The organism is Pseudonocardia oceani, assembly GCF_019263585.2.
In the GTDB taxonomy this organism is placed as follows: Bacteria; Actinomycetota; Actinomycetes; order Mycobacteriales; family Pseudonocardiaceae; genus Pseudonocardia; species Pseudonocardia oceani.
On record NZ_JADQDF010000001.1, the window covers coordinates 5,860,402 to 5,875,329 of the forward strand.

General features: G+C 76.6%; 19 protein-coding genes. 12 read left to right on the forward strand and 7 right to left on the reverse strand.

What is annotated here, in order from left to right:
• Positions 1 to 227 precede the first annotated feature (227 nt).
• The 4 genes from I4I82_RS29355 (at position 228) to I4I82_RS29370 (ending at position 3,065) form a co-directional block, all read left to right on the forward strand.
• Complete coding sequence (locus I4I82_RS29355; protein WP_218591125.1) at positions 228 to 728, forward strand: universal stress protein; 501 nt, start codon at positions 228 to 230, stop codon at positions 726 to 728.
• Entirely contained in the window at positions 725 to 1,246 is a 522-nt protein-coding gene (locus I4I82_RS29360; RefSeq protein WP_218591126.1) for a hypothetical protein, read from the forward strand. The genes I4I82_RS29355 and I4I82_RS29360 overlap by 4 nt, the downstream gene beginning before the upstream one ends.
• On the forward strand, positions 1,243 to 1,536 hold the full coding sequence (locus I4I82_RS29365) for a hypothetical protein (protein ID WP_218591127.1): 294 nt from the start codon (positions 1,243 to 1,245) through the stop codon (positions 1,534 to 1,536). The genes I4I82_RS29360 and I4I82_RS29365 overlap by 4 nt, the downstream gene beginning before the upstream one ends.
• 296 nt (positions 1,537 to 1,832) lie before the next feature.
• Positions 1,833 to 3,065 carry a GAF domain-containing protein gene (locus I4I82_RS29370; protein ID WP_218596256.1) on the forward strand — a complete coding sequence of 411 codons (1,233 nt, stop codon included), beginning with the start codon at positions 1,833 to 1,835 and terminating at the stop codon, positions 3,063 to 3,065.
• Between the two features lie 21 nt (positions 3,066 to 3,086).
• On the opposite strand, the gene I4I82_RS29375 is transcribed toward I4I82_RS29370, so the two are convergent.
• Positions 3,087 to 3,662 (reverse strand): universal stress protein, encoded by a 576-nt coding sequence (locus I4I82_RS29375; protein WP_218593239.1) that lies wholly within the window; start codon positions 3,660 to 3,662, stop codon positions 3,087 to 3,089.
• A 292-nt stretch (positions 3,663 to 3,954) separates the two neighbouring features.
• Between I4I82_RS29375 and I4I82_RS29380 the strand changes: the two genes are divergently transcribed.
• The 3 genes from I4I82_RS29380 to I4I82_RS29390 all read left to right on the forward strand — a co-directional run bounded on the left by I4I82_RS29380 (position 3,955) and on the right by I4I82_RS29390 (position 6,601).
• Positions 3,955 to 4,278, forward strand: a complete 324-nt coding sequence (locus I4I82_RS29380) for a hypothetical protein (RefSeq protein ID WP_218593240.1) — start codon at positions 3,955 to 3,957, stop codon at positions 4,276 to 4,278.
• Positions 4,279 to 4,547: 269 nt separating this feature from the next.
• Entirely contained in the window at positions 4,548 to 5,546 is a 999-nt protein-coding gene (locus I4I82_RS29385) for a zinc-binding alcohol dehydrogenase family protein (RefSeq protein WP_218593241.1), read from the forward strand.
• Positions 5,547 to 5,548: 2 nt separating this feature from the next.
• On the forward strand, positions 5,549 to 6,601 hold the full coding sequence (locus I4I82_RS29390; RefSeq protein ID WP_218593242.1) for a lysylphosphatidylglycerol synthase transmembrane domain-containing protein: 1,053 nt from the start codon (positions 5,549 to 5,551) through the stop codon (positions 6,599 to 6,601).
• A gap of 42 nt (positions 6,602 to 6,643) precedes the next feature.
• Here I4I82_RS29390 and I4I82_RS29395 read toward each other — a convergent pair whose 3' ends face one another.
• Positions 6,644 to 7,618: an Acg family FMN-binding oxidoreductase gene (locus tag I4I82_RS29395; RefSeq protein WP_218593243.1), complete on the reverse strand. Its 975-nt coding sequence runs from the start codon at positions 7,616 to 7,618 to the stop codon at positions 6,644 to 6,646.
• A gap of 261 nt (positions 7,619 to 7,879) precedes the next feature.
• Here I4I82_RS29395 and I4I82_RS29400 point away from each other — a divergent pair, with 261 nt between their 5' ends.
• The 3 genes from I4I82_RS29400 to I4I82_RS29410 all read left to right on the forward strand — a co-directional run bounded on the left by I4I82_RS29400 (position 7,880) and on the right by I4I82_RS29410 (position 10,511).
• Positions 7,880 to 8,230, forward strand: coding sequence for a VOC family protein (locus I4I82_RS29400; RefSeq protein WP_218593244.1), 351 nt, complete (start codon positions 7,880 to 7,882; stop codon positions 8,228 to 8,230).
• Positions 8,231 to 8,397: 167 nt separating this feature from the next.
• Positions 8,398 to 9,639 (forward strand): acyltransferase family protein, encoded by a 1,242-nt coding sequence (locus I4I82_RS29405; protein WP_218593245.1) that lies wholly within the window; start codon positions 8,398 to 8,400, stop codon positions 9,637 to 9,639.
• On the forward strand, positions 9,636 to 10,511 hold the full coding sequence (locus I4I82_RS29410) for an alpha/beta fold hydrolase (RefSeq protein ID WP_218593246.1): 876 nt from the start codon (positions 9,636 to 9,638) through the stop codon (positions 10,509 to 10,511). The genes I4I82_RS29405 and I4I82_RS29410 overlap by 4 nt, the downstream gene beginning before the upstream one ends.
• Before the next feature lie 27 nt (positions 10,512 to 10,538).
• On the opposite strand, the gene I4I82_RS29415 is transcribed toward I4I82_RS29410, so the two are convergent.
• Positions 10,539 to 11,156 carry a hypothetical protein gene (locus I4I82_RS29415; RefSeq protein WP_218596258.1) on the reverse strand — a complete coding sequence of 206 codons (618 nt, stop codon included), beginning with the start codon at positions 11,154 to 11,156 and terminating at the stop codon, positions 10,539 to 10,541.
• 239 nt (positions 11,157 to 11,395) lie between these two features.
• Here I4I82_RS29415 and I4I82_RS29420 point away from each other — a divergent pair, with 239 nt between their 5' ends.
• Entirely contained in the window at positions 11,396 to 11,512 is a 117-nt protein-coding gene (locus tag I4I82_RS29420) for a universal stress protein (RefSeq protein ID WP_218594813.1), read from the forward strand.
• A gap of 23 nt (positions 11,513 to 11,535) precedes the next feature.
• Positions 11,536 to 12,273, forward strand: a complete 738-nt coding sequence (locus I4I82_RS29425; RefSeq protein ID WP_218594814.1) for a universal stress protein — start codon at positions 11,536 to 11,538, stop codon at positions 12,271 to 12,273.
• A gap of 44 nt (positions 12,274 to 12,317) precedes the next feature.
• On the opposite strand, the gene I4I82_RS29430 is transcribed toward I4I82_RS29425, so the two are convergent.
• The 4 genes from I4I82_RS29430 to I4I82_RS29445 all read right to left on the reverse strand — a co-directional run bounded on the left by I4I82_RS29430 (position 12,318) and on the right by I4I82_RS29445 (position 14,809).
• A complete protein-coding gene (locus tag I4I82_RS29430; RefSeq protein ID WP_218594815.1) occupies positions 12,318 to 12,743 on the reverse strand; it encodes a DUF1003 domain-containing protein in 426 nt (141 codons plus the stop codon).
• Positions 12,740 to 13,498, reverse strand: coding sequence for a SpoIIAA family protein (locus I4I82_RS29435; protein ID WP_218596259.1), 759 nt, complete (start codon positions 13,496 to 13,498; stop codon positions 12,740 to 12,742). The genes I4I82_RS29430 and I4I82_RS29435 overlap by 4 nt, the downstream gene beginning before the upstream one ends.
• Before the next feature lie 138 nt (positions 13,499 to 13,636).
• Positions 13,637 to 14,215 carry a PspC domain-containing protein gene (locus I4I82_RS29440; protein ID WP_218591947.1) on the reverse strand — a complete coding sequence of 193 codons (579 nt, stop codon included), beginning with the start codon at positions 14,213 to 14,215 and terminating at the stop codon, positions 13,637 to 13,639.
• A gap of 141 nt (positions 14,216 to 14,356) precedes the next feature.
• Complete coding sequence (locus I4I82_RS29445) at positions 14,357 to 14,809, reverse strand: hypothetical protein (RefSeq protein ID WP_218591948.1); 453 nt, start codon at positions 14,807 to 14,809, stop codon at positions 14,357 to 14,359.
• Positions 14,810 to 14,928 lie beyond the last annotated feature (119 nt).

The following is a 14,928-nucleotide window of genomic DNA, read 5'->3' on the forward strand; positions in this document are numbered from 1 at the left end:
CGTGGGACCCCAGGATGGCGCCGGCGCGGGCCCGGTCGATCGGGCCCGAGGTCCTGCCGGGCCGTCCGGAGGTCCCGTTCGTGCTGCCGGTCGGCGACCGGCCCCGCGCGACCGGGCCCGGAGTCCCGCAGAGGGGGGACCTCGGACCGTGGCGGCCGCTGCACGGCCGGACGGAGAGTGGTCCCGCCGCACCGGGAGAGTCCGGTCGGGTCGGACGAGGAGGACTCATGGACGACACCACCGGGACGGTCGTGGTCGGGGTGGACGGATCTCCCGGCTCGCGGGCCGCGCTCGTGCACGCGCTCGAGGAGGCGGACCGCCGCGCGGCGCGGCTGCGCGTGATCGTGGCGGCCCAGGTGCCCGAGTACTGGGCCATGGCCTACGGGATGGTGGCGCCACCACCCCTCGCGGAGATCGTCGACGCGGCGCGGGACGTCGGCCAGCACCAGGTGGACGCGGTCCTCGCCGACCGGCCCGACCTCGCGTCGCGGGTGGAGGTGTCGGTGGAGGCGCTCGCCGGGATGCCGGCGCACGTCCTGCTCGACGCCGCGGAGGGCGCGGACCTGCTGGTGATCGGTCACCGCGGCCGCGGCGCGGTCCGCAGCGCCCTCCTCGGTTCGGTCGGGCTGCAGTGCGTGCTGCACGCGGCCTGCCCGGTGACGATCGTGCGGGCAGCTGCGAGCACCGAGCGCTCGGACCGGGCGGAGGAGGCGGCGGTGCCCGCGTGAGCGGACCCTGCGGCCCCTACCCGCCCGACCCTGCCGCTGGACCCGTGCTCGACCCCCGCGACGCCGGCGAGCAGTTGCACCGCGCCGCGGAGCTGCTCCGCCGAACCGCTGCCGGGCGGGCCCGCGGCCCGTGGCGGTGGGCGGACCCGGATCCGGAGGCCGGTGCGGCCGAGCTGCTCGACCGGCCGACGAGCCTGAAGGACCTGCCGTTCCCGCCTCGACCGACCGTCCACCCCGGCCTGCGCGAGCCGGGGGCGGACGTCTGGGTCGGCGGCCCCTCGGGCGATCCCACTGCCGACCGCGTCCGTGACCCGGCGGTCCCTGGGCCCCGGGGTCCGGGGTCCGGCGCCGCGATCGACCCGGTGCTGGCCGGCCCGCTGGCCGATCTCCTCGATGCACTGGGACGGCAGGTGGCCGAGGTCGTCGATGCCGGCGGGTCGCTGCGGGACGAGCCGTTCCGGTCCGCGCTGCGGTTGGCCGGCGCCGTCGTCGGCGGCCGGGGCGAGCCGGGCCGGTGACGGACGTCCGGGCCCGGCGACGGGGCGGCCGGGACGGCCCGCCGTGGGACAGCTGCACATCCCGGGCCGGTGCCCCACCGGGCCGCACCCGGTCGAGCGCCTACGACGACCCCGCCGTCGCCGCGGCCGTCGCCCGGCTCGGCGCGGAGTCCGCCGGCCGGGTCCGGATGCGGCGGATCCTGCGCACCGTCGTGCCGGCCCGCCATGACCTCGCCAGGTCCCCCGGCCCGGCGTTGCCCGAACTCGTGGAGCGCCTCGCACGCGAACGGGTGCGCGCTGCGACCGGCTGAGCGGGGGGATCGGACCGACCGCCCCGGCGATCGCCTCGATGTGCGTCTTCCCGGCTCTTGTGGTACAAGCCGTGGGCGGTGTTCACTGACGCGGGCACAGGCGGTGCGCGGCTCCTTCCTCACGGCGTCGCGGTACTCGCCGTCGGCCATGGGGGAGGGGCATGACGTCCGGGAGTTCCGACGAGTCCGTCGATTCCGTTGCGGGGGGGCGCAGGCCGCTCGAGGATCCGGTCGCAGTGCCGCACCTGGAGTTGGATCAGTTGTTGGAGCAGTTGGTCGATCGGGCTCGGGAGGCGATGGCCACTCAGGGGCGGTTGCGGGGGTTGCTGCGGGCCAATCAGGTGGTCACGCAGGATCTGGAGCTGTCGGTGGTGCTGCGTCGGATCGCGGAGGCGGCGCGTGAGCTGGTCGGGGCGCGGTACGCCGCGTTGGGGGTGATCGCGGCGGGGGGTGGGTTGGCGGAGTTCGTGCACGTGGGGATGGCCCCGGACGACGCCGAGCGCATCGGGCACCTGCCCGTCGGGAAGGGGCTGCTCGGCGCGTTGATCGACGATCCGCACGCCATCCGGCTGGAGCGGATCGGGGAGGACTCCCGGTCGGCGGGGTTCCCGGACGGGCACCCGCCGATGGGCTCGTTCCTGGGCGTCCCGATCCGGATCCGGGACGAGGTGTTCGGCAACCTCTACCTCGCTGAGAGCACCCGGGGGAGCTTCAGCAACGATGACGAGCAGCTCATCAGGGCGCTGGCGGCGACCGCGGGGATGGCGATCGAGAACGCGCGGTTGTTCGAGGCGGCGCGGGCCCGCCAGGAGTGGCTGCGCGCCACGGCGGCGGTGACGCAGCGGTTGCTGGGCTCGGACACCGACGTCGTCCGGCCGCTGCAGCTGATCGCGCGCAGCAGCCGTGACCTGGCGGACGCCGACCTCGTGACGGTCGCTCTCCCGGACGGCGACGGGCTGCGGGTGGACGTCGCCGTCGGCGAGGCGGCCGCGACGCTGCTGGGTGCCCGGGTGGGGCTGGACCGCTCCCTGGCCGGTCGGGTGTTCACCACCGGGAAGCCGCTGCGGGTCGCTACGCCCTATGAGTTGCCCGGGCTGGATGCGTCCACCGTGCACGGGCTCGATGTCGGTCCGGTCGTGGTGGTGCCGCTGCGGGGGCCGCGCCGCGTGCACGGGGTGCTGACGCTGGCGCGGAGATCGGGCCGGGTCGGGTTCACCGCGGAGGACATGGACATGGCGGCGGGTTTCGCCGGTCAGGCTTCATTGGCCGTCGAGCTGGCCGAGGCTCGTGCGGAGCAGCAGGAGGCGGCGGTCCTCGACGACCGCGACCGCATCGGGGCCGACCTGCACGACCACGTGATCCAGCGGCTGTTCGCAGCGGGCCTGTCGCTGCAGGGCATCGCCGCCGCGATCGGACCCGGCGAAGCCCGCGACCGGACGACCGCCGTGATCGGTGACATCGACGCGACGATCAGCCAGATCCGCACCTCCGTCTTCCAGCTGCAGGGCTCTGCTCCGGCCACGCCCTGACGGCCGGTCCACCGGTACCCGTCAGGAGCGGGGCACGAGCAGCACGGGGCACGGGGCGTGCCGGACGGCGCTGTGCGAGACGAGACCCAGCTGCGCGCTGCTGCGACGCCTGCCCACGACGAGCAAGTCGGCGTCGAGTCCCTCCCCGAGCAGCTCGTGGGCCCAGCGACGGGTCAGCGACGTGGTCACCCTCAACCGGGGCGCGTGGTCGGCGACCCGTGCCCGCGCGGCGTCGAGGGTCGCCCGGCCGCGGTCGACGGCGGTGTCGACGCCGATGCTGCGTTCGCCGAACGAGAGCGGCACGGCGTGCGCGATGACGAGCTCGGCCCCGAGCTCCGAGGCCACGTCCGCGGCCTCGTCGACGACGGGGAGCTCGGCGGGGAGCTCGCGGACCGCCGCGACCACCCGCAGAGGACCGGCGCGGTGCGCGTCCGGCCGGGTCACCAGCACGACCGTCTCACCGGGACGCGGTGCCGGTGCCCCGGCCGCTTCCTCGTCGGCGACCACCACCGAGCGGCCCGCCCGTCTCCGGCCCAGGGCCACCCGCTCGATCAGGCGTGCGTCCCCGCACAGGACGGGGTCGGTGTCCGCTGCCATGTCGCTCCCCTCCGGATCGGCTGCGTCGAGGCGGCCCGCCCGTGTTCCGCTGCGCAACCGATGCTGCCCGCGGAGCGGGGCGGCGGGGCAGGGCCGAAGGTCCCCCGTACGGCCCACCGGTCCGCCGCCCGCAGGCCCTGCTCGTCGGGGCCTACGGCGCTGCCGCAAGACGGCCCGGGCCGGTCATCCTCGGACCCGTCAGGACGGGACGGACCAGGACGGACAGGAGGAAGGTCATGGGATCGCGGGACGCGGACGACGCCGCGGGGGTCGCCGCCCCGAGGTGGTCGTGATGGCGCAGCGGCAGCAGCCCGCCGACCGGCGCCCGGCTCGGCGGCCCACCGACGTCGCCGAGGACGTCGTGGTGTGGGTACCGACCTCGGTCGGATCGTTCATGCTCGTCGTGGCGGTGGTCGTCGGTTTCGCGGCCCACGGGGACGCGGTCGAGCGCGGCCGCGGGGAGCGGGCGACCCGCACGTCGGCCGAGGCGGTCCTGGTCATGGACGCCCCCACGATCAGCGGGGGGAACAGGTCGGCCCTGGGCGTGGTGCGGGACGATGCCCGCTGGGTCGCCCCGGACGGGACACCCCGCAGCGGACGCGTGCAGGTGTGCTGACGGCCGGCGCTGTGCTGCTCGCCCTCTGCTGGGCCGGCGTCCGGTTCTCGACCGGTCGGCTCAACGCGCGCTGCTGGGAGCGGGAGTGGGCGCGGGTGGAGCCGGAGTGGAGCCGGAACCGGCGATGACGCACGCTCCGACCGCTACGGCGCGCGGGGCCGCTTCACGAGCGTCAGGGGCGGTGGACCCGGGCCCCGGGTACGGACGGTCCGATCGCACGGTCCTCCGGGCACTGTTGCCGCCCGCTCGTCCACGGGCAGGGTCGGGTCATGCGCGCGTGGCAGATCCGACGACCCGGACCGATCGAGGGCGGACCGCTGCGGTTCGTCGACGCCGCCGAGCCGCGGCCGGGGCCCGGCGAGGTCCGGGTGCGGGTCCTGGCCTGCGGGGTGTGCCGCACCGACCTGCACCTCGCCGAGGGCGACCTGGCACCGCACCGTCCCGGCATGGTGCCGGGCCACGAGGTCGTCGGCGTCGTCGACGAACACGGGCCGGGCGCCGGGCGGTTCGCGCCCGGCGACCGTATCGGGATCCCCTGGCTGCGCGGCACCTGCGGCCGGTGCCGCTGGTGCCGGTCCGGTCGCGAGAACCTCTGCCCCGCAGCGGCGTTCACGGGTTGGGACGCCGACGGCGGATTCGCCGAGTACGCCGTGGTGCCCGAGTCGCACGCCTACCGGCTGCCCCCGGGGCTCGGCGACGCCGAGGTGGCGCCGCTGCTGTGCGCCGGCATCGTCGGGTACCGGGCGCTGCGGCGCGCCGAGCTGCCACCCGGCGGCAGGCTGGGCATCTACGGCTTCGGGGCGTCCGCGCACGTCGTCGCGCAGGTCGCCGTGGCACAGGGGGCGACGGTGCACGTCCTGACCCGGTCCGAACCCGCCCGGGAGCTCGCGCTCGAGCTGGGTGCCGCATCGGCCGGCCCGGCCGACGGCGCCCCGCCCGAGCCGCTCGACTCCGCCGTGCTGTTCGCGCCGGCCGGCGAGCTCGTCCCGGTCGCGCTGCGTGCTCTGGACCAGGGCGGCACGCTCGCCGTCGCCGGCATCCACCTGTCCGACGTGCCGCGGCTGGTCTACGCCGACGAGCTGTTCCGGGAGAAACAGCTGCGCAGCGTCACGGCCAACACCCGTGCCGACGGTGAGGAGTTCCTGCACCTGGCCGGGGCGCTGGGTGTCCGGCCGGTCGTGACGGTGCGGCCGCTCGCCGAGGCGGACCGTGCGCTGGCCGACCTCGCCGCGGACCGGGTCACCGGTGCCGCCGTCCTCGTGCCCTGACGATGAGGGGGCCGGGGGAGCTGGAGCGGCCCGCGGGGCACGGGGCGGACCTCGGGGTCCACGTCATCGTCCACCGGCGGTGGGCGCGGTGGGCGATCGTGTCGGCGCTGCTGCTCGTCGTCATCGTCTACGGCGTCCTGCCGCTGTTGGGCGACGTCCCCGCCGTCGTGGAGACCGCACGGTCGATGAGCCCCTGGTGGTTCCTTCCCGGGCTCGTGCTCGAAGCGGCGTCGATCGTGGCCTTCGGGTGCTACACCCGTTCGCTGCTCACCCCCGGAGCGCGGCCCGGTCTGTGGCGGCTGACCCGCATCGACCTCACGACGTGGGGCGCCCAGCACGTGCTCCCGGGCGGGCCCGCCGGGGTCGCGGCCCTGCGCTTCCGGCTGCTGCGGGCCGAGGGGGTCCCGGAACCGGACGCGGCCCTGCTGTCGAGCGTGCAGGGTGTGGCGTCCGCGCTCGTGCTGCACGGGATGCTGTGGGTGGCGCTGGCCGTCGCCGTCGTGGTGCCGGGCGAACCGCACCCGGCCGCGCTCGGGGCCCTGGCGGGGACGCTCGCGCTCGTCGACCTCGTCGTCGTCCTCGCGGTGGCGGCCCGCCGCGGGGGGTGGGCGGCCCGCCGGCTGCGGTGGCTCGCCGAGCGCCTGCCGGGGGTGGACGCCGACCGGGTGGACCGTGACCTGCGCGGCATGGTGCGGCAGCTGCACCGGATCGTGCGGGACCCGCGCCAGGTCGCGGAGTCGGTCGGGTGGGCGGCGTCGAACTGGCTCCTCGACGCCCTGGCGCTGATGGTCTTCGTGGTGCTGCTCGCGGGTCCGGTCGACCCGCTCGGGGTGTTCGTGGCCTTCGGTCTGGCGAGTGCACTGGCGGTGCTGCCCATCACCCCCGGCGGGGTCGGGATCGTCGAGGGGGTCCTCGTGCCGGCGCTCGTCGTGGTCGGGGTGCCGGCCCCGGAGGCGCTCGTCGCGGTGCTGGGGTGGCGCATCGTCGGCTACTGGCTGCCGATCCCGGCGGCCGCACTGGCCTGGGTCTCCCTGCGGGTGGGCCGGCACCGGTGAGTCGTGGACCACCTCCTCGGCGCCCGAACCGCCCGGACGTGCTCAGGCCAGGAGCACCGTGGGCAGCGGACGGCGTGGCGTGAAGGGGAGCGGGTCGGCGTGGGTGGCCGGCCATCCCACGCGCAGGACGAGCTGCGGCTGCTCGGGCACGCGCAGCACGCTGCTGCCCAGGGCCTGCCGCACGGCGGGGACCTCCGTCGCCTGGCTGAGCGGCGTCGTCGCGAGACCGGCGAGGGTCGCCGCCAGCAGCACGGCGCTCGTGGCCTCGCCGGCGCGGAGCCGGTCGAGGACGGTGTCGCCGGTCGTGGCCACGACGAGGTACTCCGCGGCGTCGTCGGGCCGGCCGTGCCCGGTCTGCTGCGCTCCCTGCCGCAGCCGCCCGTCCGGGAAGGCGCGCAGCATCGGGGCTCCGTCCGTGTGGGTGCGGACCTGGGCGATCGCGGCGGCGGGCACGCCGTCGTGCGCGCCTGGGAGGCGGTGGGTCCACAGGCGGAGTTCGGCCGGGTAGCCGGGGGCCGAGCGCTGCAGCTGCCCGGCCTGCCGGAAGACCTCTGCGAGCCGGGCGCGGGCCTCGGGGCCGGTGACCGGGAGCAGGACCGCCCCCGCCCGGGCGGCGTGCGCGGCGAGATCGGCCAGGATCTCCTCGGGGACCGGGCGGTGGCTCATCTGCCTGCGCTCGGTGCGGCGCTGCGCGATCGCCGGGAACAGCTCGGCGCCGGTGGCCGGTCCGCGGCCCACCGAGACGGTCGCGAGGTGCGTGGAGTCCTCGGGGTCGGGGAGGCGCTCGACGACGGCGGCCGCGCCGGCCCCGGCGAGGGCGACGGTCAGGTGGTGCAGGACCGCCCCGCAGCTCAGGAGCAGGTCGCGGCGGTCGGGGTCGGTCACCGGCAGGTGCCGGTCGGGGTCGGCGTGCAGCTCGACCGAGTCCGCCCCGACCCGCCACCGCCAGGGCTGGGTGTTGTGCACCGACGGGGCCCGCAGGGCCTGCTCGACGGCGGCCGCCAGGAACGGTGGCACGGCGGCGTCCTCCTCGGTCCGGGCCGCCCGGTGGCGGCGCGCCTCCAGCGTGGGCCGCCGGACCGGCCGGCCGCCAGGTCCGTTCGGCCCTGGCTGCCAGGGCCTTCGGGGCCGGTCGCACCACTGCCGATCCCCGACGGGTGCGAAAGACCGGTCCGCTGGGGCCGGATGGTCCTCCCGTGCAGGCGGCGTTGCCGACATCCTCGGCGATGTGCGGCGGGCACCGGGCCCGTCGCCGACCGCGTCACAGGAGGTCCCGCCATGGGCAGCCCGGTCGTGCACTTCGAGATCGGCGGCGTCGACGCCGCACGCTCCCGCTCGTTCTACGAGAGCATGTTCGGCTGGTCGGTGCGCACCGACGACGACGGCTACGGGATGGTCAGCACCGGATCCGGGGAGGGCATCGCCGGGGGGATCACGGCGGCGCCGCCCGGGGTGCCGCCCTGGGTGACCTTCTACGTCCGTGTGGAGGACGTCGAGGAGTCGCTCGTCCGGGCGGAGGAGCTGGGCGGCCGCCGCATCATGGGGCCGACGGCCGTCGGGGGTGCCGGGCGGATGGGGATGTTCACCGACCCGGACGGCAATGCGATCGGCCTGTTCGCCGAGGTCTGAGGCGAGCTGCGGCCCGCCGCGGCCGACGGCCGGGGCGGGTAGCCGGTCGACCGTGACCCCGGCCGAAGGACCCGCCCGGGTCGGTCGCATCGCCCCTGCCGCGCCGACCGCTGCCGCCCCGAGGATGGGAGCCACACACCGCCACCGTCCAGGGAGTTCCCGTGGCCATGAAGCGACCGCCCGCCCGGGCGTCGGCACTCCACCGGCCGCTCGGCCACGGGGTGGCGGCGCGGTCCCTGCCCGGCGCGGCCGGGGGGCGCTCCCCGCACCTCGACGTCCTGCGGACCCTGCTCGTCGCCTGGGTGATCGGCGGGCACGCGCTGCTCGGCTACTCCGCGGTCGGCGGGTGGGCCTACGACGAGGTCAACGAGGTCACCTTCAGCCCCGCGTCGGAGCTGGTGCTGGTGGCGCTGCTCGGTCCGTCGGGCCTGTTCGTGATCGGGGTGTTCTTCTTCGTCGCGGGCCTGGTCACCGAGCGGTCCCTGGCCCGCCGTGGCCCGCGCCGCTACCTGCGCGACCGCGGGCTGCGTCTGGGGCTGCCGTGGCTGGTGTCCGCGCTGCTGGTGTGGCCGGCGTCGGTGTGGCTGGCCTACGCCGCGGCCGGTCGCGACGTCACCTTCTGGGACGTGCTCCGCGGCCGTGACCCGTTGCTGGACTCCGGGTCGTTGTGGTTCGCGCTGGTCCTGCTCCTCTACTCGGTCGGGCTGGTGCTCTTGCGCCTCGTCGTCCGCCGTGCCCCGCACCCGCCCCTGACACCGTTCGGGCTCGCGCACGTCGCCGGGGCCGCCGCGGCCGTCGCCGTGGCGTCGTTCGCCGTGCGCCTCGCCTTCCCCGCGCGCAGCGGCCAGGTGCTGGACCTGCACCTGTGGCAGTGGCCGCAGTGCCTCGGGATGTTCGCGCTCGGGGTGGTCGTGGCCCGGCACGGCTGGGCCGAGCACGTCCCGGACGGGGTGCGCCGCGCCTGCGGTGCGGCGACCGCGGTGACCCTGGTGCTGCTGCCCGTACTGGCGCTGGCCGCCGGCGTGCGCGACCTCGCCCGCGACGTCACACCGTTCCTCGGGGGGTGGCACCCGGAGGCACTGGCGACCGCGACCGTCGAGGGGATCCTCGTCGTGGCCGGGTCGGTGTGGCTCGTCGGTGCCGCCGAGCACCGCTTCGCCGGCACCGGGAGGCGGACCCGGCGGTGGGTCGCGGCCGCGTTCACGGCCTTCGTGGTGCAGGGGCCGGTGCTGATGGTGCTGGCCACCGCGGCCCGGCCGGTCCCGGCGCCCGCGGAGGTGAAGGGACCGCTGCTGGCGGCCGCCGCGATCGTCGCCTGCTTCTGGATCGGCGGTCACCTGCGGATCGCCCCGCGCCGGGCGCCCGCCGCGCGGGGCGGGACCCCGCTCGGGCAACCGGGTGCGCGATGACCGACGAGCTCCACCACGTCGACTTCGGCGGCGCCGCGGAGCTCGGCACCCTCGTCCTCGTGCACGGTCTGGGCGGCTCGCACCTCAACTGGGACCTCCTGGCGCCCGCCCTCGTCGGGCACGCCCGCGTGCTGGCCGTCGACCTGCCGGGATTCGGGCTGAGCGCCCCGTCGCGACGCCCCGCCACGCTCCGGCGCAACGTCGAGGCGCTCACCCGGTTCGTCCGGCGGGTGGCGGACCCGCCCGTGGTGCTCGTCGGCAACTCGATGGGCGGGCTGGTCTCCGCGCTCGTCACCGCCCGGTCACCGGAGCTCGTCCGGGCACTGGTACTCGTCGCCCCGGCGCTGCCCGCACCCGCCCGGGTACTGGGCTCGCCGCGGGCGGGCGCCGTGCTGGCGCTGCACGCACTGCCCGGCGTCGGGGAACGGCTGCGCCGCCGGCGTCGCGAGCGGATCGGGGCGGCGGCCACCCTGCGGGAGACGCTGGTGCTCGGCGGTGTGGACCCGGATCGGCTTCCCGCGGACCTCGTCGAGCGTGCGGTCGGGCTGGTCGCGCGCCAGTCCGACGTGGCCGGGATGGACCGGGCGTTCCTGTCCGCCTCGCGGTCGCTGGCATGGGCGCTGGTGCACGCACGCCCCTACCGCGCTGCGCTGGCCGCGGTCCGGGTGCCGGTGCTGCTCGTGCACGGCGACCGCGACCGGCTCGTCCCCGTCGAGGCGTCCCGCGACCTCGCCCGCCGCCACCCGCGGTGGCGCTACGTCGAGCTGGCCGGCGCGGGCCACCTGCCCCAGCTCTCGGTCCCCGACGAGCTGGCCGGGCACCTGCTCACGTGGCTGGCCGCGCTGCCGCCGGCATCGTGCAGCCGCATGTGAGGCGCGGCCGCCCCTCTCGACCCCGACTCAGCCACCGGAGGGGCGGCGCGCGTCCCACACCGCACCGAGCACGAGGCCCACCGCGGCCCCGACGGCGATCCCGGGAGCGATGCCCGGTCCCCCGGCGAGGAGGATGCCCAGCGACACCCCGAGGCCCGCCCCCAGCGCGACGCCCACGCCCGTCCCGGGCGGGCGGACACCCGTCCGGGGTGTGCGGGGCGGGTGCGCGGCGATCCGGCGCTGCTTGCGCTGCCTGCCTTGCAGGAACCCGAGACCGACGGCCAGCACGACGTTCACCGACCAGTAGGGCCACGCCAGGGCCGGGATCAAGCCGACAACCCAGATCAGGGCCAGGGCCAGCGCCACGTCCACCCGTCGGCGTGCGAGGAGCATCACGGCGAGCGCCGCCTGGAACGCGATGACCGCCACGACGACGGCCGGGGCCACGTCCACGAGCCGCTCGAGCACCCATCGGTAGGGCGGCAGCCAGGCCTCGTCGCGACACCACTGCAGGAACGGGCGCGCCTGCGGGAGCGTTCCCACCGCATTGCCGACGGCAGCCGCGGCGAAGCCCGCGCCGACGAGCACGACCGCGAGCCGGTCACCCGTTCCCGACGGGCGCCGACCGGCCGGACCGACACTCATCCCGTTCTCCTCGCTGTCACTCGGCACGGTCAAGGGGCCAGGCCGACGCGCACGGCGCAGGCGGTCCACGTGCTCCCGTCCGCGGCGCCGGCCGTGGTGAGCAGCACGGTGCCGGGAACGAGCGTGGTCGGTGGCGTAGGCCGCGGGGGAGGGCCGTCGGTCCCGTCCGCGGCACCGTCCGGCCCGTCTGCGAGGGGCCTCCCGGCCGCCTGCCGGGACGCAGCAGCGACGGTGGAGACATGGAGAACGAGCACCACGACCGGCCGGTGGTGGTCGGGGTAGACGGGTCGGCTCATGCGCTGCGCGCCGTGCGGTGGGCCGGGGCCGAGGCCGCGCGCGCCGGCGGACGGGACTGAGGCTGGCCGCCGCGAGCGGTCTGGTGGGTGACCACCTTCCCGGGCGGGCCGGCCGCCGACACGCCGTGGAGGAGGTGCTGCACGAGGCACGGGCCGCTCTGCAGGCGGGTGTGGTCGCCGTGGAGGTGGTCGTTCCGGGGGAGCCCGGGCCGGCGCTCGTCGCGCAGTCGCACGATGCCGCGGTGGTCGTGATCGGCGACCGAGCAGCGGGGCGTCTGGAGGCCGCGCTGGCCGGCTCGGTCGCCGCGCCGCTGGTCCGCGCGGCGACGTGCCCGGTGGTGATCGTACGGGGATCGGTGACGGACGGGCTGCCGGTCGTCGTCGGGGTCGACGCCACGCCTGCCTCCGGCGTGGCCGCGGCGTTCGCGTTGCGGGCCGCGGCCGCTCGCGGGGTCCCGCTCGTCGCCGTGCACGCCGAGGCCGAGGGTGCGCCCGTCGGGGCGCGGTTGCAGGTCCTGGGCCGCAGCCACCCGCAGGTGCCCGTGCGGGTCGTCGTCACCGCGGATGACCCCGGTGAGCGCCTGCTGGCCGAGTCCCACTGGGCCCAGCTCGTCGTCGTGGGGTCGCGGGGGTTCGGTGAACTCGGTGGGCTCGTCCACGGCTCGGTGAGCGCGGTGCTCGTGCACGGCGCGGCCTGCCCCGTCGCGGTCGTCGGACCGGGCGTGACGTCCGGTGGGTGGAGCGACGTCGCGGTCGCCGGGGACCGCACCCGAGCACCGGTCACTCCCGGATCGCGGGCGGACGGCACATCGCCCGTGTGAGCGGCGGGCTGCGCCGCGGCGGGGGCGCCGCTCGCGCGCCCGGTTCACCTCGGCGGGCCGTCGACCACCCGCCGGTGCACCTCGACGGTGAGGCGATGGACCTCGCGGGTCAGCTCGGTGTTGCGGCGCAGCTCGAGGGTCTCCGCCTCGAAGTCGTGGTCGGCCTTGGCCTTGGCGAACGCGGCCTGCCGGTTCTGGCCGATCATGACGAACGTCGACAGGAAGATGGCCTCCAGCGAGACGACGAGCGTCAGCGTCGGCCACGGGTTGGATTCGGCCACCAGCATCCACACCGCGAACGCGGCGGCGTGCAGCCAGACGAAGCGCATCGATCCGGCGAAGCGGGTGATGGCGTCGGCCATGCGCAGCTGCAGGTCAGCGGTGCGGTGCTCGCGCATCCGCGTGACGACGGGGTGCTCCGGTGGCGCGCCGCCGTGCTTCCGCGGCGCGCTCAGACGCGGGTGGCTCATGCCGGTGTCCCGGCCGTGCGGGCGGCGCCGGCCCAGGCGATCGCCGCGGCCTCGTCGTCGAAGCGGAAGTGCCGCACCCGGGGGTGCAGCAGGGTGCCGGCGAGGGGTGGCGCGAGGGCGGGGAGCGGACCGTCGGCGACGACGGCGACGCGCTCGATGCGGCGGTGGTGGCGCAGGACGAACCCGGCGTGCCGGCGCAGCGCCTGCAGGCTGTCCCACCCGGGGAAGACCGGCGCGACGATCACCAGGCCCGTGAGGTCGGCGTGCGTGCTGAGCCAGCGGTCGATCTCGCGGCTGAGCTCCTCCACGTCCTGTGCGCGCAGCGGCCGGTCGAGGTGCACGACGGCGACCCCGTCCGCGGATCGCACGTCGACCGCGAACCCGCTGACCGGTAGCCCACCCAACCAGGCCACCGCCTCGTCGCGCTCGCTGGCGCGGTAGGCGCGCAGGGGGTAGGGCAGCAGAGCGCCGGCGATGTGGCAGGCCGTCCGGAGGCGCTCGTCCTCGGTGACGACGGCGCAACCGGCCATCAGCCGGACCGCCCGCAGGCCGAGGCGCACGTCCTCGCCGATGGCGTCCGGCGCGACCCCGGCGAACCCCTCGTCGAGGACGCACAGCACGCGCAGTCGGCCCCGCGAACCCGCTGTGCCGTCGACGAGCGGGGCGACGACGGTCTCGTAGTCCTCCCGCGAGACCGTCCCGGTGGCACGCAGCCCGACGATCCCGGCGGGCAGGTCCGGCACGTCCTCGATCATGTGGTCCTCCTGTCGGGGCGATCGGGCTCGAGAGTGCGCGCCGGCAGGGCGAGCCGGCCAGGTCCCAACGGCACGTCGGATCAGGACGGAGGGCCCTGCGCGCGTGGGGTCCGCCCGGCCCGCGCCCGCGAACGGGCGTCAGCGGCCCGGCCGGCTCCGCGGGGAGCCGCGCCGGGTCCTGCGGGCCAGCTCGTCGACGGTCGAGCCGAGGGCCGTGGACAGGCTCGTCGCGGCGCGCCGGGCGTCCGCCTGGACCTGCGGATCACGCAGGCGGTCTCCCAGCGCTGTCGCGGCTGCGTCCGCGCGGTCGAGGGGCGAGCCCGATCCGACCTTCCGCACGTCGGGCGGGGGCGGACGCAGCCCGCCGACGAGCGTCCGCAGCTCGACGCCGGCGGTGCGCCAGTCGGCCCCGACCTGGCGATCCGGCGACTCGATGTCGAGGTCCGCCGCCGTGAGCCGGGGCGGAACGACGGGGCCCGCCTCCCCCGAACCAGGGCCGCCGCCGGGCAGCAGCACCCACGCGGCGAGGTAGGCGAGCAAGGCCGTGCCGCCGCTGACCACGAGGAGCAGCAGCGCGACGAGCCGCACCACCGTGGGGTCGACGCCGAGGTGCTGGGCGATGCCCGCGCACACCCCGCCCACGATCCGGTCGTGGCGGCTGCGTCGCACCCGCCCGTCGTTCGTCCCGGCCACCGGGCGGTCGTCCCCGTTCGTCATGGAACCAGCGTGCGCGCTGCCCCATGGAAGCATCGAGAGCCGAAGGTCACGGGAGCCGGGGACGATCGGTCCGGGCTCCCGCTGGCACGCTCCCGACGTCGTCCCGCCGCCGGACGGGACGTCGGCAGGGCAGCGGTGACGTCAGCGGGCCGGCGGAGCGACACCGGTGCGGGCGTCGCCCGCCCTGCCGGTCGCCCACGGCTCCTCGACGCGGCCGTCCGGGCCGGGCCGGACGCCGTCCGGCCCGGCGATGACGTAGACGATCATGGCGAGGAGGCCGAAGCTGAGCAGGCCGGTCACCAGGAGGATGACGAACCAGGTCTTGTCCTCGAGCCGCGAGGTGTTGAGCACCGCGCCCAGCCAGGCGACGAACTGGGCGATGGCGGCGCCGGTCAGCACCAGGACGGCGATCACGGCCAGGGCGACCAGCACCCAGCCGAAGGTCCCGGGACGGACGCCGACCACGTCGGGCCCCCTCATGACGAACACGTCGTTCGCGACGGCGAGACCGCCCGCGACGAGGAGGAGCACCGTCGCGGCGACGGCCGCGACGACGCTGGCGAGGAACAACCGGACGATCGTGTGCTTGGGCACTGCCCACCTCCGTGGTCGGGTACCTGCACCCTCCGCCCGTCGGCGACGTCGCGTCAGGGCCGGAGGTCCCCCCGTCGGCCCTGATGCCGGCACGCGGATCCCGTGCGCGGGACCTGTGG